The following is a 22,046-nucleotide window of genomic DNA, read 5'->3' on the forward strand; positions in this document are numbered from 1 at the left end:
GCGTGGGCGTCGAGATCGAAGGGGTTCGTCCAGGATCACCACCGGGGCGTCGACCAGCAGTGCCCGAGCGACTTCCTCGTCCGTGCCTCGGTCGACCGTAGCGCAGGTTGTCGAACAAGGTGCCGGAAAACAGCAAGGTGTCCTGTTGTGCCTTTATGCCTGCGCCCGTGATCAGTGGTCCGCGGTTGTCGGCTGGTCGATAGCGGGTCGGTCGACGGCTTGTTGGCGCCATTGGCCGGGCGGGTGTCCGTGGTGACGGCGGAACGCGGCAGCAAAGGCGTAGGGGGAGCCGTACCCGGTCTGCGTGGCGATCTGTGCGATCGTCAGTGCGCCGGCGCGGAGGTGATCTCGAGCTAACGTCATCCGCCAGTCGGTCAGGTACTGCAGGGGTGCCTGCCCGAGTGTCTTGTGAAAGCTCCGCGCGAATGTGGCCCGTGACAGGCCACTGACAGCGGCCAGCTCCGGCACGGTCCACGGGTGCGCGGCGTCGGTGTGCATGGCACTCAGTGCCGGGCCGAGCCTCGGATCGGCCGACGCCTGATACCAGCGAGGGGGGTCGGCGCTCCGCTGGAGACACGCGCGGATGGCGAGTACCAGTAGGACGTCGAGGAGCCGGTCGAGCACGGTCTGTTTCCCGGGGGCGGAGTCCGCAAGTTCACGTGAGAGCAGATCGACCACGTCGTGCAGAGCGTCGCCGGCGGCCGCGGACAGCGGAAGGATCGGGGGGAGCGCCGCGACGAGGGCGCGGCCGACGTCACCGGAGAACTGGTAGGCGCCGCACAGGAACACGCTCGCGGGCTGGCCGCCGGTGCGTGTGTCACCGGCATGTGTTGCGCGGAACTGTTCGGGGGAGAGGCAGGTGGCGCCGGGTTCGTGCGCGAGGTGATGGTCGGGGCCGCCCCGAACGAGTGCCAGATCACCGGGCGCGAGCTCGACCGGGGCGTGCGGGTCGTCGAGCCACAGCCACGCCCGGCCCTGAACGACGGCATGGACCGCCAGTTGGATGGTGCCGGGCAGGCGCAGCCCCCACGGAGGGTCTGCCACTGAGCGGGCGAAGACACCGCCGGAGGCGCGCGCCCTGGTGAGGTAGTCCTGCAGAACGTCCACCTGGTGAGCGTTATGCACAAAGAATCGAGCGTCAAGAGCATTGATGCGCTCAAATGCTGCCTGCATGCTCGCGGGCATGACCACTACACCGTCCACCACGCTCGTCCTCGGGGGCACCGGGAAGACCGGCTCCCGGGTTGCCGCCCAGTTGGCGGAACTCGGCCTGAACGCTCGCACGGCGGCCCGCGCCGGTGCCGATGTGCACTTCGACTGGGACGACCCGAGCACGTACCGCCCGGCCGTGGCGGGCGTTGACCGGGTCTATCTGGTCGGACCGGTCATGCGGATGGACTTCGCCGGCCAGGTCTCGACCTTCCTTGATCTCGCGGAGGCCAACGGCGTGCGGCACGTGACCTATCTCAGCGCCTACGGCATCGACCAGGCCCCACCACAGGTCGCACTGCGTGCCGTCGAACTCGACCTCATCAGCCGCGGCGCCCTCACCCACTCGATCCTGCGCCCCGCGTGGTTCATGCAGAATTTCAGCGAGACATTCCTGACGCCCGTCGACGGTGTGATCACGGTGCCCACCGGTGACGGCGCCGAGGCCTTTGTCGACGTCGAAGACATCGCCGCGGTCGCCACCGCGACACTGGCGCACCCGGACGCCCACGCCGGTGCGCACTACGCACCGACCGGACCTGAAGCGATCACGGTGAGCGATGCGGCCGACCTCATTGCCGAGGTCACCGGCCGGCCTGTCAAGCACAACGACATCGACCGCGACGCCTGGGTCGAGGGCAGCGTCGCGGCCGGTGTGCCCGCCGAGTACGGCGAGATGCTCCGGATGCTGACCGAAACCATCGCTTCCGGTCGCGGCTCGCGGCCCAACAGCGATGTCCAGAACGTCACCGGGGCGCCGCCGACCAGCTTCGCCGACTTCGCTCGCGGTTTGGTCTCGGGACCAAACCGGCCGGTCTCGTTCGGTTCGTAGCCCGATGGGCGTTGGTCGCGCGGTTCGTAGCGTCGGAGACAACATCGGGGAGGGCACTTCGCCCGGTCCCCGCTCACGTATCCGTGATCGAGGAGGTCGCCATGAAGAGCTACGCGTTGTCGGCGCCGGTCGGCGGCTCGGCCGACAGCACAGAAACCTGGCGGGACGGCAAGCGCTATCTCTGGCTCCTCGGCCTGGTCGTGCCGCTGCTGCCGTTCCTGGCGATCGGGCTGCAGCGGGCGACCGGCCTGGACGCGGTGCTGTGGCTGGGGCCGGTGGTCCTGCTGGTGGTCGTCCCGCTGCTCGACCTGGTCGCCGGGCTGGACCCGACAAACCCGCCGGACGAGGTGATGGAGGCGCTGGAGGAGGACCGCTACTACCGCTGGGTCACCTACGCCTACCTCCCGGTCCAGTACGCGGGGTTCATCGCCTCGATGTGGTTCATCGCCACGCAGGACGCCGGGCTGCTCGGCAAGCTCGGCCTGGCCATCACCGCCGGCACGGTGTCCGGCGTCGCCATCAACACCGCCCACGAGCTGGGGCACAAGCGGGAGAGCTCCGAGCGCTGGCTGTCCCGGGTCGCGCTGGCCCCGTGCTTCTACGGCCACTTCTACATCGAGCACAACCGCGGCCACCACTCGCACGTCGCCACCCCGGAGGACCCCGCGTCGAGCCGGCTGGGGGAGAGCTTCTACCGGTTCTGGCCGCGCACCGTCGTCGGGTCGCTGCGCAGCGCCTGGGACATGGAGACCAAGCGCCTCGGCCGCCGCAACCGCCACCCGCTCAGCCGGAAGAACGAGGTGCTCAGCGCCTGGGGGCTGTCGGTCGTGCTGTGGGGCGCGCTCGTCATCTGGCTCGGCGTCGGCATCCTGCCCTACCTGGTGATCCAGGCGGTGTTCGGCTTCTCGCTGCTGGAGATCGTCAACTACATGGAGCACTACGGGATGCTGCGTCAGGAGGTCAAAGGCACCACGCGGCGCCGCTACGAGCGGGTCACTCCGGCGCACTCGTGGAACTCCAACAACATCGCCACCAACGTCCTGCTCTACCACCTGCAGCGGCACAGCGACCACCACGCCAACCCGACCCGGCGGTTCCAGACCCTGCGTGACTTCCCGGAGAGCCCGGTACTGCCCACCGGTTACGCCGGCATGATGGTCTTGGCACTGTTCCCGCCGCTGTTCCGGCGGCTGATGGACCCGAAGGTTGTCGCGCACTACGACGGGGACATCCGACTTGCGAACGTGCAGCCGGGCAGGCGGGAGAAGCTGCTGGCGAAGTACCCGGCGCCGGCCGCCGCCGCCGACACTGAGCTCGGCTCGGACGCCTCGGCACGCGGCCCGGTCGGTGACCCGGTTCTCGAGGACGACGTTGCGGCGGCGCGCTGCCCGGGCTGCGGTTACACCTACCGTGTCTCGGCGGGCAACGAGCTCGAGGGCTTCGCGGCCGGCACCGCCTGGTCGGACATCCCGAACGACTGGGCCTGCCCGGACTGCGGGGTCCGCGACAAGGTCGACTTCGTGCCGCTGACCCACGAACCCGCCTGACCCGGCCCGCCCCGCCGCCCGGCTGCCCGCCAGCCGGGCGGCGGCGTGTGTCCGCCGGTACCGTCCGCACCGTGTCCATGCCGGTGTCCGACATCCTCGTCCGCGTCGCGCGGGAGATGGTGACGGGCTCCAAGGAACACGAGGACTTGCTGGCGGTCGTTCTGGCGGACATCGCCGAGGCACTGCCGGACCTCGCGGCCGATGCCCGGACGCGCGAGCTGGTCGCCGCGACGGTGCGGGACACCATCCTCGCCGCGGTGACCGTCTTCAGCACCGGTGTGCCGTTGACCTCGGTCCGCACGCCCGAGACCGGCCTGGAGCTGGCCCGTCGGCTCGCCCAGCGGAACGTCCCGATCGCGGCCATGCTGCGCGCCTACCGACTCGGCCAGGCCCGCGTCCAGCAGGAGCTGATCACCCGGATCGCGGCCCGGAAGGCCAGTGCCGACGAGGTGGCCGAGGCGGCCAAGGACCTGTCGTCCTCGGCGTTCGGCTTCGTCGACCTGGTCGCCGAGGAGGTGGTCGCCGCATACCAGGCCGAACGCGACGACTGGATGCGCCAGCGCAACGCCGCGCGGCTTGCGAAGATCAACTCGGTGCTGGAGGCGCGGAGCGGCGAACTGGATGATGCCGAGACCGCCCTCGGTTACGAGCTGGCCCGCTCCGGGCACCTGGCGGCGGTGTTCTGGTGCGAGGTCGACGGGGCGAGCCGGCTCACTGCTCTGGAGCGTCGCATGCCACGCCTCGCGGCGGCGGTCGGGGCCGTCCGCACGCCGCTGGTCATCGCACCGGACGCGGCCACGTTGTGGGTGTGGTTCCCGGTCGGGGCGTCGCCGAACGCAGTCACAGCGACAGTCACCGAGACAGTCACCGAGACCGTCACAGTGGCGGTCACCGAGGCGTTGGCGGCGGTCCCGGACGTTTACGCGGCGTTCGGGGATCCGGCATCCGGGGTGGACGGGTTCCGGCACAGCCACCAGCAGGCCCGGCAGGCGCAGGCGCTGGCGCACGCCGCCGATCCCCGCGCGCGGCTCCGGGTGACCGTCCCGGCACTGCTGGGGCCGATCGCCCTGCTGGCACTAGAGCCCGGCTCGGCGGCCGGATGGGTGTGGTCGGTACTGGGCGAACTGGCGGTGGACGACGACGCGCACGCCCGGATGCGCGAGACGCTGTGGGCCTACCTGTCCAGCGGCAGCAGCCTCGCCACCGCGGCGGCCGAGCTTCACCTGCACAAGAACACCATCCAGTACCGGGTACGCAAGGCCGAGGAGGCCCGTGGCCGGCCGCTGGCGGACGGACGGCTCGACGTCGAGGTCGCCCTGCTCGCCTGCCGCCTGCTCGGCTCGACCGTGCTGCGCCCGCCGTCCGCCGGAGGCGGCAACCACTAGGGAGTCAATGGGCACGACCAGTCCGCCTGTCGCCGCGACTCGTGGTCCGGGCTGGACAAGACGAGTAGGATCGTCGCCCCCCGTCGGGAATGTGGGGTCCGGCTCTGGCTCCGGAGGGTGCCATGATCGCCGTACGGATGTCGCGCCCGGTGCTGGTCCTGTTGCTGTTCGTGGTGGGTTTGCTGGTCCTGCTCGCCGCACCCGCCGGCGCTGATGACATGGGACCTCCTTCGGACGATCCCGCTCCGCCGGCCCAGCACGGTGGATGTCCACCGGGCGGCTGCGTGAATACCTATGACGGTGACGTGACCCCGCCTGAGCAGGACAGCAAGCCGGGCACGCACAGCAAGCAGGGCTGTGACTCCGAGGACTGCGGGCAGCACGATGCTCCCGCCTCCAATGGCTGTGGTTCGGACGGGTGCGGCCAGCAGGACGACCCGGCTCCACCGCAGGTCGCGCTCGTGCCGGCCAACCCGCCCGCTCAGGGCCCCGCCCCGCGGGCCCAGCGCCCTGCCCCGCGTGCCCAGCGCGCTGCACCGCGGCTTCAGCGCCCCGCCGCGCCGGTGGCGCCACAGGCTCCCGGCGTCGACTTCGTTCCGGGCGACGCGAACCCGGCACCGGTGCTCGAGCAATCGGCGACCTCACGCGGTGCCGGCGCGGCCGTGCCCGCCGTGGCAACGCAGGCCGGGTCGGTTACCGCCGAAACGCCCACCACCCAGTTCCGGGTCCGGCTCCGCAGCGGTGTGACCGTCAAGGTTCTGGCGGTCTATGTCACGCGCATGAGCGTGGATGTGCAGAACTACGCCGGTGGCGAGTACGGGAAGACCCGCACGATGACGTACTGGGGCGTGGGCGCCACCATCGGCGCCGGCTTCAGCGTCACGCGGCTGAGCGACTGGGAGGACTACACCACCACCCGACCGGTGACCACCAGCGACTTCGGCGGCGGGGCCTACCGTGGCGAACTCGCCGGGGCCACAGTCGGGACCTGGTGCCCTGGTGGGAGCGTCGGATCGAACCTCGGGCCGCCGAACAACGCCGGCGTGGTGATGCCCAACGCGAGCGTCGGCCTCGGCGCGAGCCTCGGCGCCTGGGGCTACGGGCTATACCGTTGAGCGCGCCGCCCGCCGCCCCCACCCACCGGCTCTACGGGCGAAGGGCCATCGTGTTGGTCGTGGTCAGCGGCGGGCTGATCGGCGCCGTCCTGGGACTGGTGACGGCGTGTCCGCCGGGGCAGTCCGATCAGGTGTTTCTCGACGCCGCCGACTCGGCGGGGACGAACCCGTTCCTGGCGGGCGTGACGGTTACGCCGGCCCCGCCCCCGGCCGCGAACCTGCCCACCCCGCCGCTGGTGGCTCGGACCGGGCCGGGCGAGGCGACGTACCCGGGTACCACGCCTGGGCTGTACGGGGGCACCCAGAACGCGTCCACCTGCAACACCGACCAGATCATCGCCTACCTCGAGACCAACCCCGACCCGGCCGCCGTGTGGGCCGGGGTCCTCGGAATCGAGCCGGTGACCATCCGCTCCTACCTGACCGGGCTCACCCCGGTGGTCCTGCGGACAAGCACCCGGGTCACCAGCTACGGGCTGGGGTCGGGTCGAGCGATCCCCAGCCAGGTTGTGCTGCAGGCCGGCACCTCGGTGCTCGTCGAGGCGTCCGGGCTGCCCCGAGTCCGGTGCGGGTCGGGCAACCCGCTCGCCCAGCCCCGCGCGGTCTCGCCGTCCGGCTCGAGCCCCGGCCCCCGCTACCGAGGTACCCCCTGGCCGGGGTTCTCTCCCGCCACGGTCATCGTGATCGCACCGACCACGCCGATTGGCGCGATCATCATCGTCGACCTCGGCAACGGCTTGATCATCATCCGGCAGCCCGGTGCGCTGCTTCGGGACGGTGTGGTGACCGTGCTGCCAGCGCTGCTGCGTCCCGGCGACCCCGTGGTGATCACCGGTCGGCAGTTCCCGCCAGGTACCCCGGTCACCATCGTCTATGACGTGCCGAACCTGACGCTGGCCGTCGTGAACTCCGACGGAGCCGGCATAGTCAGCACCACCGTCGGCGTCCCCGCCGCGTCCAGCCCTGGCCTGCACCTGGTCACCGCCGAAGGCGGCGGTGCCCGCAACGTCCTGCCGATCTACGTCCTGCCCCCGGGCGCCTGATCCAGGCTCAGCGCGACGACGGCGCCCTATTGCTCATCGTGGCCCCCGGCGCGGGAGCGGCGCGTGAGCAGATCCTCGGGCGTGGGAACGTCGGCACTTGGGCAGAGTTTTCTGGTCTCCTGATTCAGAGCCACCGAAGCGATCCCGATCACGAGCGCGATCACCAGCGCTGGCAGGACCGGGGCGAAGGTGTGAGCGTGACCGAGCAGCCAGTCTCCGACCAAAGCACCGACGGCCATGCCCACGAGGACGCCGGTCAGGCGCCGCGCCCATGTCGCCCGGTGCGGCCAGGTCGCCGGTCCGCTCGCCCAGCTGACGAAGGTGGCGGTCGCGGCCGTGGCGGAGATGCCCGGCACGTGGAGTGACCGGACGGCGTTCATCTGCAAGCCCATCGCGAGTGCGTTCAGGCCGAGCATGATGTTGGACACCTCGCTGGACGGTGTGGCCGCAATCCACACGGCGAGGAAGCCGACCTGCACGACCAGCGCGACGCCGAGCGCGATCGACACGCGGCGCGGCCACACCTGGAAGACGTCGTCATCGTCCACCTCCTCGTCGCCGTTGAACGCCTTCAGGATCCACACCGCCAGCGCGGCCCCCACCGCAAACGCGATGAGAGAGACGACCACGGAGTCCGGATCCGGGCCGAAGGGTGGGCGAGTGCCGGCGGCGGCGAGTCCGAGAAACACGATGTTCCCGGTCTGGAACCCGGTGAAGACCTTCCCGAAGGAGAGATAACAGATCGCCTCGTAGGTGCCCGACGAGAACGCCAGCAGCACGAGCAGCCAATCCCGAACAGCCAGGAGCGCCGGCGCCGTATGTGCGGCAGCAAGGTCAACGCGCCGGTCGGTAGCTCCTGCTGTTGATGTCGAACCATCAGTGGGCACACAACGGTTCGCGTCCGGCACGGATCCCGCCGTCGGAATGGCCATGACCGACACCTCTCCTCCCACCAGGTCACTGATGAAGTCCTTGCTCCGAGCGTGCGCCGGCGTGCGAGCCACGTTCAATACACGCTGGTGAGCGGCCAGTAGCGCGCGTTTATCAAGGCGGCGGTGAGGTTGCGACGGCTGCCCTCGGCCAAAGTTGATAGCCATCGCCTATTGACCAGTCGCAACCAGGTCTTGGACGTGGCGATGCGCGCCGCGGAACCTAGGAGGTGAAGGCGCACAGCCATTCCGCACGGGGAGGAACCTCCGACCATGACCACCGCTTCCACAGTGGAGACCACGGCGACCGCCGCCGACGCTCCGGCCGAGCTCACCGACGGGTACCACCTGGTCGTCGATGCGCTCAAGCTCAACGACGTCGAGACCATTTACGGGTTGGTCGGCATCCCGATCACCGACCTGGCCCGGCTCGCGCAGGCGTCGGGCATCCGCTACATCGGCTTCCGCCACGAGAGCGACGCCGGGCACGCGGCGGCGGCGGCGGGGTTCCTGACGAAGCGTCCAGGGGTGTGCCTGACGGTGTCCGCCCCGGGTTTCCTCAACGGGCTGGTCGCGCTGGCGAACGCCACCACGAACTGCTTCCCCATGGTCCAGATCTCCGGCTCCAGCGAGCGGCACATCGTCGACCTCAAGCGAGGCGACTACGAGGAGATGGACCAGCTGGCCGCGGCCCAGCCGTTCACCAAGGCCGCCTACCGGGTCAGCCGGGCCGAGGACATCGGCCTCGGTATCGCCCGGGCGCTGCGCACCGCCGCCTCCGGGCGTCCCGGCGGTGTCTACCTCGACATCCCCGCCGCCGTGCTCGGTGAGGTCCTCGATGCGGCCGCCGGCGCCGCGACGCTGCGGCGGGTTGTCGACCTGGCGCCGCGCCAGCTGCCCGCACCCGAGGCGGTGGACCGCGCGATCGAGCTGCTCGCCAACGCGCAGCGGCCGCTGGTCGTGCTCGGCAAGGGCGCCGCCTACTCGCAGGCGGACGAGCAGATCCGCGAGTTCATCGAGTCCACCGGCCTGCCGTTCCAGCCCATGTCGATGGCCAAGGGCCTGCTGCCCGATGACCACCCGCAGTCGGTGGCCACCACCCGCTCGCTGGCACTGAAGAACGCGGATGTGGTGATGCTGGTCGGGGCGCGGCTGAACTGGCTGCTCGGCCACGGTGAGGCGCCACAGTGGAACCCTGACGCGAAGTTCATCCAGGTCGACATCGAGCCCACCGAGCTGGACAGCAACCAGCCCATCGCCGCCCCGCTCATCGGGGACGTCGGCTCGGTGCTGGAGGCGCTCCTCGAGCGGACCAAGCCCGGCCAGATCACCGCTCCGGCGTCCTGGCGGGAGCAGCTCGCGGCGCGCTCGGCGCAGAACATCGCCAAGATGGCCAAGCGCATGGCCGTCGAACACCACCCGATGCGGTTCGACGGAGCGCTCCGCGCGGTTCGTGACGTGCTGGCCGAGCGGCCTGACGTCTACGTCGTTAACGAAGGCGCCAACGCACTCGACACCGCCCGCAACGTGATCGGCATGTCCGTGCCGAGGCACCGACTCGACAGCGGCACCTGGGGCGTCATGGGTATCGGCTTGGGCTACGCGATCGCCGCCACCGTGGAGAGCGGAGCCCCGGTCGTGGCCATCGAAGGCGACAGCGCCTTCGGGTTCAGCGGCATGGAGCTGGAGACGATCTGCCGCTACCAGCTGCCCATCGTGGTCGTCATCCTCAACAACGGGGGCGTCTACCGGGGCGACGATGTCAACTCGGTCTCCTCGGACCCGTCGCCGACCACGTTGATGCTGCACGCCCGCCACGACCGCCTGATCGAGGCGTTCGGCGGCAAGGGCTACCAGGCGACCACGCCCACCGAGCTCACCACCGCCCTCACCGAGGCGCTGGCCTCGGGCGGCCCGGCCCTCATCGACTGCGTGATCGACCCCACGGACGGCACCGAGAGCGGCCACATCACTCACCTCAACCCGGCGGGCATCACCGTCGGTGCCCAGTCAACGGCGACGAAGTAGCACGACAAACCGCACCGCCACGACCGAGATCATTCACGAAAGGAACGACATGACCGACTCGCCGCTCAGCGGGATCAAAGTGATCGACTTCACCGGGGTGCAGGCCGGCCCGGCCTGCACCCAGATGCTCGCCTGGTTCGGAGCCGACGTCATCAAGGTCGAGCGCCCCAACGGCGGTGACGTGACGCGCAACCAGCTTCGCGACATCCCCGATATCGACGCGCTCTACTTCACCATGCTCAACAGCAACAAGCGCTCGCTGGCGATCAACACCAAGAGCCCCGAGGGCAAGGAGGTCATGGAGAAGCTGATCCGCGAGGCCGACATCCTCGTCGAGAACTTCGCACCGGGCGCCATGGACCGCATGGGCCTGTCCTGGGACCACATCCACGAGCTCAACCCGCGCCTGATCTTCGGTTCGGTCAAGGGTTTCAACGACGACTCGTCCTGGAACGACCTCAAGGTGTACGAGAACGTCGCGCAGGCCGCCGGTGGCGCCGCGTCCACCACCGGCTTCTGGGACGGACCGCCCACCATCAGCGGCTCGGCCCTTGGCGACAGCAACACCGGCATGCACCTGCTGATCGGCCTGCTCACCGCGATCATCCAGCGCAACGCGACCGGCCTCGGCCAGAAGGTGTCGGTGTCCATGCAGGACGCCGTGCTCAACCTGACCCGGGTCAAGCTGCGCGACCAGCAGCGCCTGGACAAGATCGGTTACCTGGAGGAGTACCCGCAGTACCCGAACGGCGAGTTCGGCGACGCGGTGCCCCGTGGCGGCAACGCCGGCGGCGGTGGCCAGCCGGGCTGGATCCTGAAGTGCAAGGGTTGGGAGGACGACCCCAACGCCTACATCTACTTCACGATCCAGGAGCAGAACTGGAAGCGCACCGCCGAGGTGATCGGCCGGCCCGAATGGGTCGAGGACCCGGAGTACGCCACCCCCCGGGCGCGTCAGTCGCACATCTTCGAGATCTTCGAGGAGATCGAGAAGTGGCTGGCCGACAAGACCAAGTACGAGGCGGTGGACGTCCTGCGCAAGTGGGAGGTGCCCTGTGCGCCCGTGCTCAGCATGAAGGAGCTCGCCGAGGACCCCGACATGCGCAAGAGCGGCACCATCGTCGAGGTCGAGCAGAAGGAGCGTGGCACGTTCCTGACCGTGGGTAGCCCGATCAAGTTCTCCTCCTTCAAGCCCGACATCCAGGGTGCGCCGCTGCTCGGCGAACACACCGACGAGGTCCTCGCCAACCTCGGCTACGACGCCGACGCCATCCGCAAGCTGCACGAAGGCCAGGTCGTCGCCTGACCTGATCGGTCCAACCCGAGGTGTCCTGCGCGCGAGGATCGCGCGCAGGGCACCTTCTTGGTGTCGGTGACCTCGCCGAGGGACAACGGGGTCATTGCCTGTCGGCCGATACGTCCACCGGCTCGATCAACCCGGTCGACGAACTGCGCCAGGAAACCAAGCTCGCCGAGCAGTCGCTGCCGGTTGATTCGAGCGGTGGATAAACGTCGGGGCGGGACGACCGGGTCGGTGCGCCCGAGGGCGTGGACCCCGAAGGTGACCGGGACCACGAGGCCGCGGAGCAGGATGACCGTGGGGACGAGGCGGAGTTGTCGGTGGTGAAGATGACGAGCACCGAGGCCACCCACAACAGGTAGCCGGCGACGAAGATCCGCAACCAGGGCCGCGCCTGTCGGGGACGGCCGGCGATGGTCGTGTCGGCGGAGATCGCGCTGCCCTCGCCGGCCAGTGCCGTCATCTCGCCCTCCCGAGCGGCTCGGTCCACCGCGTTGAGGCGCGCGGTGGTGTGTGTGACCAGCCTCGTGCCTTGGCCGCGTCGAGTCGCCATGGCCAACGGCCATTTCCGCTACCGGCTGGCTGGTATCCGCGATGACGACTGTCCCCAGCGCCCTGCCCGCGGCCCGCCGCGGCGCCGAGGTGTCCCGCGGCCGGTACCGTCGGCTCCTAGGAGAGGTGGGCCGCTCCTGGGGAGAGAGGGGTCGCACATGCTGTTCCGTCAGCTGGAGTACTTCGTCGCGGTGGCGAGGGAGAGACACTTCGCGCGCGCGGCGGAATCCTGCTACGTCTCGCAGCCCGCGCTCTCTGCCTCCATCGCCAAGCTCGAGCGGGAACTCAACGTCACGCTGATCAACCGGGGGCACAACTTCGAGGGCCTGACCCCCGAGGGTGAACGGCTCGTCGTATGGGCCAAGCGGATCCTCGCCGAGCAAGAGGCGTTCAAGGCCGAGGTGGCCGCCGTCCAGTCCGGTATCACCGGGACGCTGCGGCTGGGGACCGAACCCACCGCATCCACCACCCTGGCGCTTCCCGTGGCCGCGTTCTGCGCCGCCCACCCACTGGCCAAGGTACAGGTGCAGTCCCGGTCGTCGACCACGGAGCTGCACCGCCAGCTGCGGGAGTTCGAGCTGGACGCCGCGATCGCCCACTTCGCCCCCGACGACCGGGAGTTCCTGCAGGTGGTGCCGATGTACGAGGAGCGCTACATCGTGCTGGCCTCCGGCGACCAGCTGCTCCCGCACACCCACACCATGACGTGGAAGGAAGCGGCCCAGTTGCCGCTGGCGTTGCTGACCCACGACATGAGGATCCGGCAGGTCATCGACAAGGCGTTCGCGGAAAGCGGCGTCGTGGTGACCCCGCAGATGGAGACCGACTCGGTCGCTTCCCTCTACGCGCTGGTGGGCCTCGGAGCGTGGGCGAGCATCGTGCCGCACACCTGGTTGCGGGCGATGCCGGTGGTCGGCAGGACCAGGGTCGTGCGCTTGGTCGAGCCGGACGCCAGGGCGCGGATCTCGGTGGCGACCCACTCGGCCACCCCCGGCTCGGTCTCGGCGCGGGCGTTCGTGGCCGCGGCGAAGGGCCTGTCGCTGGACGAGTTCTTCAACCAGTCACTGCCGACCGAGCACCCTTTTCAGTGAGACCGGTGTCAGTGTGTGAACTGCGCCTGGACCGCGCGCCGGTCCAGCGCCCCCTTGGCGGTGTGCGGCAGAGCGGCCACGACTTCGAGCCGGTCGGGTACTTCGAAAGCGGACAGCCGGCTGCGGCAGTACTGCAGGATCTGCTCGAGCCCGACGTTCTCGCCCTCGGCTACCAGGACCACGGCGGCGCCGACTCGTTGCCCGTAGGTCATGTCGGGGATGGCGAACACGGCCGCCTCGGCGATCCCGGGACACCCGGCGAGGATGTCCTCGACGTGCTCGGGCGAGATCTTCTCGCCACCGCGGTTGATCTGGCTCTTGATGCGCCCGGTGAGGAACAGGTACCCGTCCTCGTCCAGTGAGCCCAGGTCGCCGGTGCGGAACCACCCGTCGGTGAAGCTGTGCGCCGTCTCGGCCGGATCGGCGAGGTAGCCCCGCGCGACGGTGGGACCGTCCACCCACACCTCGCCGACGGCGCCGGCGGGGCACGGGTGCCCCTGGGGGTCGACGACGCGAAGGGCCACGCCGGTTCCCCGGCCGACCGACCCGTGCTTCAGCTCTCCGTGTTGCGGCAGCGGCTCGCTGGTCGCCTGGTGGCTGGTCTCGGTCATGCCGTAGGCGGAGAGCAGCGGCACACCGAGCGTGCGCTCCAGTGCCCTCGCCGTGGCCGAGTTGAGGGGAGCACTGCAACTGCGCACGAACCTCAGGGGCGCGACCCCCGGACCGGGATACTCGAGCGCCGAGCGCTCCAGAAGGATCTCCAGGATGGTCGGAACGGCGGTGAACCAGGTGGCGCCCGCCGACCGCACGTCGTCCCAGAAGGTGTGTGCCGAGAACTGTCCGCGCTCGGGGAGCAGTACACATCCACCACTGGCCAGGGTGGCCAGCAGCCCGGCGAGCAGTCCGTGACCGTGGAAGAAGGGCATCACGGCGACCGTCGCGTCGCCGGGTCCCAGCTCGTACGTGGCGCAGATGCCCCGCACGGAGGCAGCCACGCCGGCGTGCGTCAACGGGACCATCTTGGCCCGGTCGGTGGTTCCCGCGGTGAACAGGACGAGGGCGTCGGAGTCCGAGAGCTCAGGTGCCGCGCCCCGGACCTGTCGCACCGCACGCGCGCCGGCCTCGAGCGTCGTCGTCGCCGCGCCGGCACCGGGGATGTCTACGCGCACGGTCCACGTCGGGACGTCGACCTGCGCGACCGGGGCACCGCCGGGTCGGCCGACCGCGAGTGGGCCGACGAGGATCGCCTGCGCCCCCAGCCCCTCGATCCGGGCGGCAACCTGTGACTCGGGCAGTGTCGGATCTATCGGAGCGACCACCAGGCCGGCCCGTGCCGCACCCAGGAGCGTGACGACGAACTCGGCATTGTTGGCGCAGACCAGACCGACCGCGTCGCCGCGGCGCAGCCCAGTGCCGCGCAGTTGGGCGGCCAGGTCATCGGCCAGGGCGGCGAGGGTGCGATAGGACAGGTTCACCCGGTGCCCGGTGACAACGAGCGCTCTGGCGCCGGGACGATCGCGCACCTGCCGGTCGAGGAGATCAACAAGGCCGGTGATCGCCGGGGGCACGTACCGGCTCTCGTCGCACGCCGCTGCCGCGGTCGGAACAGCCATGACCAACACCTCTCCTCGCACCAGGTCACTGGTGAGGTCCTCACCTTCGAGCCTGCGCCGGAGTGGTGGGCACGTCCAATACGCACTGGCGAACGGCCGGTAGCGAGTGCTTATCAACCCGGCCGCGGGGTCGGACAGCAGCTCACTGAGACGGTCCCGCGTGCCGGCGGTGACGGCTCTGCGGCGGCGGAGCCTGAACGCGGTGTCGGGCCCGCCGTCGGTGGGTGTGAAGTCCGCCGCGCGCCGGGCGGCGAGCGTGCGCGACAGCGACGACCGTGGCCACAGCGGCCGCCAGAGCGCCGGCCAGCATGGCGGCGCGGTCGCCGACGGCGCCGGCCACGTCGCCACCGTTGGCCACCACGGCCACGGCGGGAAGCAGCGCCGCCCCGACCGCCGCCCCGATCTGCCGGCTGGTGTTGATCATTCCGCCGACCAGGCCCTGGTCGTCGTTCGGCACCCCGCTGCTGGCAGTCACCATCGCCCCGAATGCGATACCGGAGGTCCCGAAGCCGACAAGCGTCACCGCCGCGAGCACTGGGCTGTAGGTGCCGCCGGCGGGCAGGCGCATCAGGATCAGGAAGCCGAGCGTGGCCACAACGCTGGCCAGCACCAGCCACCGCCGCATCCCGAGACGCGTTGCCAGCCGAGCGCCGAACGCACCGGCAGCGAAACCGACCACGCCCTGGGGGGCCATGGCCAGCCCCGTCAGCAGCGGCGAGTCGTGCAGCACCTGTTGGAAGTAGATCGACAAAACCAGCATCTCGCCGCCGTTCCACACGCCCAGCAGCAGGGTGAGCGTGCTCCCGGTGCGCAGGTTTGCCAGCCGCAGGAGGTTCGCGCGGATCAGCGGGTCCGGTTGACGTTTCTCCACGAAAGCGAACGCAACGGTCGCGGACACGGCCAGCAGCAGCGCGGCGACCACAGCGGGGGACAACCAGTCCGCGTCATTGGCCTGTGACACGGCGAACACCACCGCGGCGACCGCGATCGTGATGAGCAGCGCGCCGGGGGCATCCAGGCGCGGGCGCCCGGGCCCGGGCGACCGGCGCGATTCGCGCAGCAGCATCGGCGCCAGCAGAACCGCGGCCACGCCGACCGGCACGTTCACCAGGAAGACGCTGCGCCAGCTGGAGAACTCCACCAGTACTCCGCCCAGGACCAGGCCGGACACGAACCCGATCGAGGCCGTCGCGCCGTACATACCCAGAGCGCGCGTCCGCTCGGGACCTTCGGCGAAACCCGTGGTGATCAAAGACAGCGCGGCGGGAGCCACCAGCGCTGCCCCGATACCCTGCACGACCCGCGAGGTCACCAGCAACAGGGGATCGTGTGCCAGGCCGCCGGCGAGCGAGGCGGCCGTGAAGACCACCAGCCCGGTGATGAACATGCGGCGGCGACCGAACAGGTCGGCGGCGCGCCCGCCGAGGATGAGCAGCCCGCCGAAGGTGATTGCGTACCCGGTAACCACCCATTGCACCGTCGATGGCGGAAACCCGAACTCGTGCTGGATGGATGGCAATGCCACATTGACGATGCTGAAGTCCAGGACGACCATGAAGTTCGCCACCAGGATGAGCACCAGGCCCAACCCGTGATGCCCCCGGTGCGCCGCCGTGGGCCGCGGCGCGGACCGGGGCTCTGTGGGCAGGGCCGCCGGCGACCCAGCGGGCTGGACGGGCTCCGTGGTGAGCTCGTCGGGTGGGACATCCATGACCACGACACTCGTCGTGCGGCGGGCTGATGTCGTTCAGGACAACGCCCAACTGTCTTGGCGGTCAGCCGGGCACCGGTGGTACCTACCAGCTGCAAATGCCTTGGTCAGCCCGGCTGGCCCGGGAACCGCCCCTCAGGCCGGGAGTGGACGGTTGTCGACGACCTGTTTCATGACCAGGGTCGAGTTCATCCTGGCCACCCCCGGCAGCCTGGACAGCGTGTTGTCCTGGAGCTGCTGGTATGCGGCGAGGTCCGCTGTCACGATCCGCAGCAGGTAGTCGGGATCGCCGAACAGCCGCTGCGCCAGCAGAACATTGGGAACTTGAGTCACGGCTTCCTCGAAGGCCTGGAGAGTCTCCCAGTCCTCCTGGAGCATCGTGACGAACACCAGTGCCTCGAACGTCAGGCCGAGCGCAACCGGATCCACGACGGCGCGATAGCCGCGGATCGCGCCGGTGCGTTCGAGCTCTCGCAGCCGGCGGTGGCACGGCGACGTGCTCAGCTTCACCCGGGTCGCAAGCTCGGTGAGTGTCAGTCGCCCTTCTGCCTGCAGCACAGCAAGAATCTTCCGGTCGATCGCGTCCATGTGGCCGATCTTTCCACTCCGAGCCCGTCCTGGGGTAATAGTTGGAAGCACCTGCCGGCGGATCGCACATATCGTGCCTGCAACGTCACTTTCGGAGTCCGCGGCAGGGAGTGTGACCTCGTGCCCATCAGCGCGCTGCTCGGCTTCTGGGCCGTCGCCGCCCTGCTCATCATCGTGCCCGGCCCGGACTGGGCGTTCGCGATCAGTGCGGGCCTGCGTGGTCACGCCGTCCCGGCGGCCACCGGGATCGTGGTCGGCTACCTCGCCATGACGATCGTGGTCGCCGCCGGCGTCGGGGTGCTCGTCGCCTCCAGCCCTGTCGCGCTGACCGCGCTGACCGTCGTCGGGGGCGGGTACCTGATCTGGCTCGGCGTCGCCGCCCTGGTGCATCCCGCGGAGTCACCCGGCGTCCAGGACTCCGGCCAGGCTCCGCGTACACCCGCGTTGACCATCGCCCAGGGCATCGGGGTGAGTGGACTGAACCCGAAGGGTCTGCTCGTCTTCGTCGCGATGCTGCCCCAGTTCACCACCCCGGCGGCGGCCTGGCCGATCGCGGGTCAGCTGGCTGCGCTCGGCCTGATCTTCACCCTGACCTGCGCGGCGGTCTATCTGATCGTCGGCGCCTCCGCCCATCGCGTCCTGCACTCCAGACCGGGCACCGCCCGCGCTGTCTCGCGAGGGTCCGGACTCTGCATGGTCATCATCGGTGCAGCTCTCCTGGCCGAGCACTTCCTGGCGTGATCGGCATCGCCCAGCCATGACGGAGGCAGGGTTCGGCGCGGATCGCGTTGGGCTCCGAACTGGTGGCATTGCCCTCATCGGCCACCGTCCGATTGGGGATCTCCAGGGGCTCGACCGGAGTCGGCAGCGTGGTCGCCGCTGACCTCCTCGCTCGAGCCGCACACCCTCTTGGTACGCCGTACATCCACTGCAGCGGGTGTGCGGTGGACGAACCGGGTGTGCGTGGGCGCTGGTCGGCGCGCTCAGGTCAGCCGCTGTCCGCGAGCATGGGAGACGACCAGCTGGGGGACCGGCACCGCCACGTCGTCGGCCGCGGCCTTGGCTGGAAAGTCGAACACCCCGATCATGAGCTGCATCGGGTAGTCGGGCGCCTGGTCGAGGTGGCGGACAACCTCACCGTCGACGGTGAACGCGAGCGACCCCGGCCGCCAGTCGACGCCGTACGTGTGGAACTCGGTGACATCGATAGCGAGCGGGCCGGCGGAGAACTCCTCCACCAGCGCGGGGTCGCGGAACCGGTGCAGCCCGATGCCGACGTCGGCGGACCCGCCCCGGACCGCGTCGCCGAACACCTCCGCCACGCAGATCTCGCCGGAGTGCTCGGGGCGGTCCTCGATGCCCGACATCCAGAACGCGAACATGGACCGCGCCGTGACGACGCCGCGCATCCGCACCTCGATGCGCCCGTAGAGCGGGGTGTAGCCCCATGCCGTCGGCTGCTCCTCGCGGACCTGGAGCCCGTCCCGGAACGGTTGCTGCCCGACCGTGCTGCCCAGCGGACCGGCAAAGCTCCCGCTCTGGATGCACGAGACGCGCAACGGCTCGTCGTGCAGATCGGCGCACCACAACGGCTGGTCGACGGGCACGCTCAGCCGCAGCTCGCCGTCCCGCAGGGAATAGGTCGCGGCGGACCGGGCGCGCGAGCTCCAGTGCGGAAGGTAGTACGGGAACCAGACGTCGGGATCGAGTGTGTCGCCGGTGAAGCGCTCCTCGAGCTCGAGGGGTGACGCGAGCATGCTCGATCCTAACGTTGCGCCGGTGGTGGAACGGGTGGGACGACGGGGCCGGCGTGCAGTAGGACAGAAGCCACCAGTCCCCGACGCCAGGAGCCCCGCATGTTACGAACGGATGTCACCGTCGCGACCGAGGATGGCACCTGCGCCGCCACACTGCACACGGCATCGGGGGGTGGCAGCCGGCCGGCGGTGATTCTCTACCCCGACGCCGGCGGGGTCCGGGAGACGTTCAGTGCCATGGCGGACCGGCTCGCCGGGCTCGGCTATGCGGTACTGCTTCCCGACGTGTACTACCGGAGTGGCGGGTACGCCCCCTTCGATCTCGCCACAGTGTTCAGCGACCCGGCTGAGAGGGAGCGGCTGACCGCACTGGCCACGAGCGTGACCGGGGCGATGATCGTCCGCGACGCGGGTGCGTTCCTCGGGTTCCTTGCGGGCCGCTCGGAGGTGTCCGGGGCAGGTGTGGGGACGACCGGGTACTGCATGGGCGGCCGGATGTCGCTGATCGCGGCCGGACACCACCCGGACCGGATCGCCGCCGCCGCGTCGTTCCACGGTGGGCGGCTCGCCGCCGAGGACGACCCCGACAGCCCGTATCTGCTGGCCGACCGGATCCGTGCCGCGGTCTACGTGGCGGTGGCGGAGAACGACAGCTCGTTCCCACCCGACCAGCATGAGCGGCTGGAACTGGCCCTGAAGACCGCCGGAGTACGGCACACCGTCAACACTTATCCCGCCGCGCACGGGTTCGCGGTGCCGGACAACCCGACCTACGACTCCGCCGCTGACGAGCGCCACTGGGCTGCCCTGACCGACCTCTACGGTGGCAACCTCCACAGCTGACGCTGGACATCCGCCGCTGCGTGCCCAGGGTTGTCGGGCGCCCAGGTTGTTGTGCGCGGCAGGGTCCTCAGGCGCTCGGTGACTGTTGTGCTCCTACACGTAGGAATGCTACCTATAGTAGGACCGGGTTCCCTAACTTTGGGAAGCATGCCCTCGCTTGCGCGGCGTGCTTGCCAGGAGGCGACGCGCATGGGCGAGATGCACACACTGCTGCTCGGGGTCATCGCGGGGGCGACGATCCTGTTGGGCATGCCGCTGGGACGGCTACGCACTCCGGCCGTCGGCTTGCGGTTGTTCCTCAACGCCACCGCGATCGGAATCCTGACGTTCCTGCTCTGGGATGTGCTCACCCACGCCTGGGAGCCGATCGACAACGCGCTGAGCGCCCTGCACGACGGCGCCGCCGGCCTGGCTCCGGTCCTCGGGTACGGCACCCTGTTCGTCGTGGGGCTCGGGGCGGGGCTGATGGGTCTGGCCGGCTATGAGCACTGGCTCGACCTGCGCCAGCGCGGCGAACCCAGGTCGACGGGTCCGGGCGCGATGGCCGCCGGCGAGCTGTCCCGTCGACGGGGCTCGAGTTGGACCGGCGCCCGCCGGCTCGCGTTGCTGATCGCGGTGGGAATCGGGCTGCACAACTTCGGTGAGGGTCTGGCGATCGGCGGCAGCGCGGCACGCGGTGAGATTGCGCTGGCCACCCTTCTTGTCGTCGGGTTCGCACTGCACAACGCCACGGAGGGCTTCGGCATCGTTGCACCGATGGCCGCCGAAGCCGAACGTCCGGGATGGCCACTGCTGCTCGGGTTGGGCCTGATCGGCGGCGGGCCCACCGTTCTCGGGACGGTGCTCGGGCACCAGTTCAGCAGCGATGCGGTGAGTATCCTGTTCCTCACGCTGGCGGGGGGCTCGATCCTGTACGTGGTCATCCAGCTCGTCGGGATCGCGCTGCGCTCGCCACTTCGGACCCGGTTGTACTGGGGGGTGCTCGTCGGTCTGCTCGCCGGGTTCGCCACCGACATGGTGGTCACCGCGGCCGGGGCCTGAGTTCAAGCGGGTCGTACTCGCCGCTAAGCCGGCCCGTTGATCGTCGCTGCCGGCGGGTCGGCGGCCAGAGCGGCAAGCACGGTCAGCGGGTTCAGGTAGTCCCGCCAGTGGGTGATCGCGCGGTCCCTGATCGTGATCACCGAGATGTACTGGTTCTCGTACCTGGCCTGCGTTGCGACGGCGCGGCCGTGTGAGGAGTACTCAAGGACGACGACAGAGGCCTCCCGGTCGTGATAAGCGGCCAGGTCGCCGCAGCTGTCCAGGTAGAAACTGTCGCCGTGGCCGCGGTACATCCAGGCCGTCGAGGCCCTGCTCGATGACGCGGAAGAACGGCTCAGGGCCTTGAAGTCCTCCGGATTGCTGAACGACATGCGATTCTGCCTTTCGTATTTCATCGGGTGGTGAACAGGTCAGAAGGCACCGATTGCGGCGTCCGGGAACCCGAGGAGATAACTGACTGTCGAATGGTGCATGTCGGTGGTGCATTCGATGATGAGGCCGCCGACCGCGTCCCGGTGCAGGCCCTCCATCCGGTCTCGATCGCGTAGCCGGCGCCGCCGTGCAGAGTGATGCATTAGGGGAGTGGATGTGTTGACGTGGTCGGTCAGGCCGAGCCGAAAGACGCTTCGGCATCCGCCGACCCCCGCGTTGCGCCGGTGACCAGCGCAACTTTGCCCTTCAAGCGGTTCATGATGGAGCTCCCGTCCGTACCGGGACCGCGCCGCGGCGGTGCGGGTACTTCACCGTGGTAGTGCCAACCATAATTTTTGACAGTTACTGTCACAACTGATTGGCGTCACTGTGCAGTCGGTGTCAACAGTGAGCCCGGTCGGTCCCGGTTGCGCAGGTAGAGTCCTGCCTCGTGCAACCGAACCACGGTCGGGAATACAACAAGAACCGCACGCGAATCGCGCTGGCCACGGCTGCCATCAAGCTGTTCCGGGAGAAGGGGTTCGAGTCGACCACCGTCGAGGAGATAGCCAAGGTCGCGGGGTCGTCGGCCAGCACTTTCTTCCGCTACTTCGGCACCAAGGAAGACGTCCTCTTCCTTGGCGCGCGCGAAGTCAACGAGGAATTCCAGAAATTCATCAGCGAGCCGGTCCCCGGGCTCACTCGATGGGATCAGATTCATCTCGGGATTGTGGTCGCCCTGCATAAGCTCGCGGAGCTGAGCGAGGAGGTTCAGGACGCGAGCATCGGCGGTTGGCTCGAGGAGCCGGCCTTGCGTGACCGCTTCGGTCAGCTATCCGCGCAGATGGAGGGCGCGATGGCGGCCGCGCTTGCCGCCGAGAAGGGTGTCGACCCCGACCATGACCTCGGTGTCCAGCTCGCGGCCCGCGCCGCAACCTCTATTTATGTGGCCGCGTTCCATGTGCACCACCACACCGGCCGCGCGCTGAAAGACCTCGTCGACGAGGGATTCTCGATGATCGGGACCGGCTTGTACTCGCCGTCCTGAGCG

Annotated in this window: 20 protein-coding genes; 12 read left to right on the top strand and 8 right to left on the bottom strand. The window is 69.5% G+C overall.

The genetic code is table 11. The annotated features are described in order from the left end of the window. Positions 1–171 precede the first annotated feature (171 nt). On the bottom strand, positions 172–1,107 hold the full coding sequence (locus tag ACTXG6_RS20350; protein ID WP_445189375.1) for a cupin domain-containing protein: 936 nt from the start codon (positions 1,105–1,107) through the stop codon (positions 172–174). A gap of 76 nt (positions 1,108–1,183) precedes the next feature. On the opposite strand from ACTXG6_RS20350, the gene ACTXG6_RS20355 reads away from it, so the two are divergent. The 5 genes from ACTXG6_RS20355 (at position 1,184) to ACTXG6_RS20375 (ending at position 7,131) form a co-directional block, all read left to right on the top strand. Continuing rightward, positions 1,184–2,041, top strand: coding sequence for an NmrA family NAD(P)-binding protein (locus ACTXG6_RS20355; protein ID WP_445189376.1), 858 nt, complete (start codon positions 1,184–1,186; stop codon positions 2,039–2,041). A 101-nt stretch (positions 2,042–2,142) separates the two neighbouring features. After that, positions 2,143–3,588 carry a fatty acid desaturase gene (locus tag ACTXG6_RS20360; protein ID WP_445189377.1) on the top strand — a complete coding sequence of 482 codons (1,446 nt, stop codon included), beginning with the start codon at positions 2,143–2,145 and terminating at the stop codon, positions 3,586–3,588. A gap of 47 nt (positions 3,589–3,635) precedes the next feature. Continuing rightward, entirely contained in the window at positions 3,636–4,973 is a 1,338-nt protein-coding gene (locus tag ACTXG6_RS20365) for a PucR family transcriptional regulator (RefSeq protein WP_445189378.1), read from the top strand. A gap of 122 nt (positions 4,974–5,095) precedes the next feature. Continuing rightward, on the top strand, positions 5,096–6,088 hold the full coding sequence (locus ACTXG6_RS20370; protein ID WP_445189379.1) for a hypothetical protein: 993 nt from the start codon (positions 5,096–5,098) through the stop codon (positions 6,086–6,088). After that, positions 6,085–7,131 carry a DUF6777 domain-containing protein gene (locus ACTXG6_RS20375; RefSeq protein WP_445189380.1) on the top strand — a complete coding sequence of 349 codons (1,047 nt, stop codon included), beginning with the start codon at positions 6,085–6,087 and terminating at the stop codon, positions 7,129–7,131. The genes ACTXG6_RS20370 and ACTXG6_RS20375 overlap by 4 nt, the downstream gene beginning before the upstream one ends. A gap of 26 nt (positions 7,132–7,157) precedes the next feature. Here ACTXG6_RS20375 and ACTXG6_RS20380 read toward each other — a convergent pair whose 3' ends face one another. Continuing rightward, the gene (locus ACTXG6_RS20380; RefSeq protein WP_445189381.1) at positions 7,158–8,063 is read right to left on the bottom strand and encodes a YoaK family protein; all 906 of its coding nucleotides are present in this window, start codon (positions 8,061–8,063) and stop codon (positions 7,158–7,160) included. Between the two features lie 270 nt (positions 8,064–8,333). On the opposite strand from ACTXG6_RS20380, the gene oxc reads away from it, so the two are divergent. Both oxc and frc read left to right on the top strand, forming a co-directional pair. After that, a complete protein-coding gene (gene oxc, locus ACTXG6_RS20385) occupies positions 8,334–10,088 on the top strand; it encodes an oxalyl-CoA decarboxylase (protein WP_445189382.1) in 1,755 nt (584 codons plus the stop codon). 49 nt (positions 10,089–10,137) lie between these two features. Then, the gene (gene frc, locus ACTXG6_RS20390) at positions 10,138–11,394 is read left to right on the top strand and encodes a formyl-CoA transferase (RefSeq protein ID WP_445189383.1); all 1,257 of its coding nucleotides are present in this window, start codon (positions 10,138–10,140) and stop codon (positions 11,392–11,394) included. 91 nt (positions 11,395–11,485) lie between these two features. Here frc and ACTXG6_RS20395 read toward each other — a convergent pair whose 3' ends face one another. After that, on the bottom strand, positions 11,486–11,851 hold the full coding sequence (locus ACTXG6_RS20395) for a hypothetical protein (protein WP_445189384.1): 366 nt from the start codon (positions 11,849–11,851) through the stop codon (positions 11,486–11,488). A gap of 247 nt (positions 11,852–12,098) precedes the next feature. Here ACTXG6_RS20395 and ACTXG6_RS20400 point away from each other — a divergent pair, with 247 nt between their 5' ends. Further along, a complete protein-coding gene (locus tag ACTXG6_RS20400) occupies positions 12,099–13,031 on the top strand; it encodes a LysR family transcriptional regulator (RefSeq protein WP_445189385.1) in 933 nt (310 codons plus the stop codon). Positions 13,032–13,039: 8 nt separating this feature from the next. Here ACTXG6_RS20400 and ACTXG6_RS20405 read toward each other — a convergent pair whose 3' ends face one another. From ACTXG6_RS20405 to ACTXG6_RS20415, 3 genes are all read right to left on the bottom strand, one after another. Then, positions 13,040–14,644, bottom strand: a complete 1,605-nt coding sequence (locus ACTXG6_RS20405; protein ID WP_445189386.1) for a FadD7 family fatty acid--CoA ligase — start codon at positions 14,642–14,644, stop codon at positions 13,040–13,042. 142 nt (positions 14,645–14,786) lie between these two features. Beyond that, a complete protein-coding gene (locus ACTXG6_RS20410) occupies positions 14,787–16,355 on the bottom strand; it encodes an MFS transporter (protein WP_445189387.1) in 1,569 nt (522 codons plus the stop codon). A gap of 135 nt (positions 16,356–16,490) precedes the next feature. Beyond that, positions 16,491–16,943 carry an Lrp/AsnC family transcriptional regulator gene (locus ACTXG6_RS20415; RefSeq protein ID WP_445189388.1) on the bottom strand — a complete coding sequence of 151 codons (453 nt, stop codon included), beginning with the start codon at positions 16,941–16,943 and terminating at the stop codon, positions 16,491–16,493. 120 nt (positions 16,944–17,063) lie between these two features. Here ACTXG6_RS20415 and ACTXG6_RS20420 point away from each other — a divergent pair, with 120 nt between their 5' ends. After that, positions 17,064–17,684, top strand: a complete 621-nt coding sequence (locus ACTXG6_RS20420) for a LysE family translocator (RefSeq protein WP_445189389.1) — start codon at positions 17,064–17,066, stop codon at positions 17,682–17,684. 242 nt (positions 17,685–17,926) lie between these two features. Here ACTXG6_RS20420 and ACTXG6_RS20425 read toward each other — a convergent pair whose 3' ends face one another. Further along, complete coding sequence (locus ACTXG6_RS20425; RefSeq protein ID WP_445189390.1) at positions 17,927–18,700, bottom strand: glycoside hydrolase family 16 protein; 774 nt, start codon at positions 18,698–18,700, stop codon at positions 17,927–17,929. 99 nt (positions 18,701–18,799) lie between these two features. Between ACTXG6_RS20425 and ACTXG6_RS20430 the strand changes: the two genes are divergently transcribed. Then, on the top strand, positions 18,800–19,543 hold the full coding sequence (locus ACTXG6_RS20430) for a dienelactone hydrolase family protein (RefSeq protein ID WP_445189391.1): 744 nt from the start codon (positions 18,800–18,802) through the stop codon (positions 19,541–19,543). 189 nt (positions 19,544–19,732) lie between these two features. Beyond that, positions 19,733–20,584: a ZIP family metal transporter gene (locus tag ACTXG6_RS20435; RefSeq protein WP_445189392.1), complete on the top strand. Its 852-nt coding sequence runs from the start codon at positions 19,733–19,735 to the stop codon at positions 20,582–20,584. 23 nt (positions 20,585–20,607) lie between these two features. Here ACTXG6_RS20435 and ACTXG6_RS20440 read toward each other — a convergent pair whose 3' ends face one another. Continuing rightward, complete coding sequence (locus tag ACTXG6_RS20440) at positions 20,608–20,955, bottom strand: nuclear transport factor 2 family protein (protein ID WP_445189393.1); 348 nt, start codon at positions 20,953–20,955, stop codon at positions 20,608–20,610. 491 nt (positions 20,956–21,446) lie between these two features. On the opposite strand from ACTXG6_RS20440, the gene ACTXG6_RS20445 reads away from it, so the two are divergent. Next, on the top strand, positions 21,447–22,043 hold the full coding sequence (locus tag ACTXG6_RS20445) for a TetR/AcrR family transcriptional regulator (RefSeq protein ID WP_445189394.1): 597 nt from the start codon (positions 21,447–21,449) through the stop codon (positions 22,041–22,043). Positions 22,044–22,046: the final 3 nt, after the last annotated feature.

It is taken from the genome of Pseudonocardia sp. Cha107L01 (assembly GCF_052566575.1).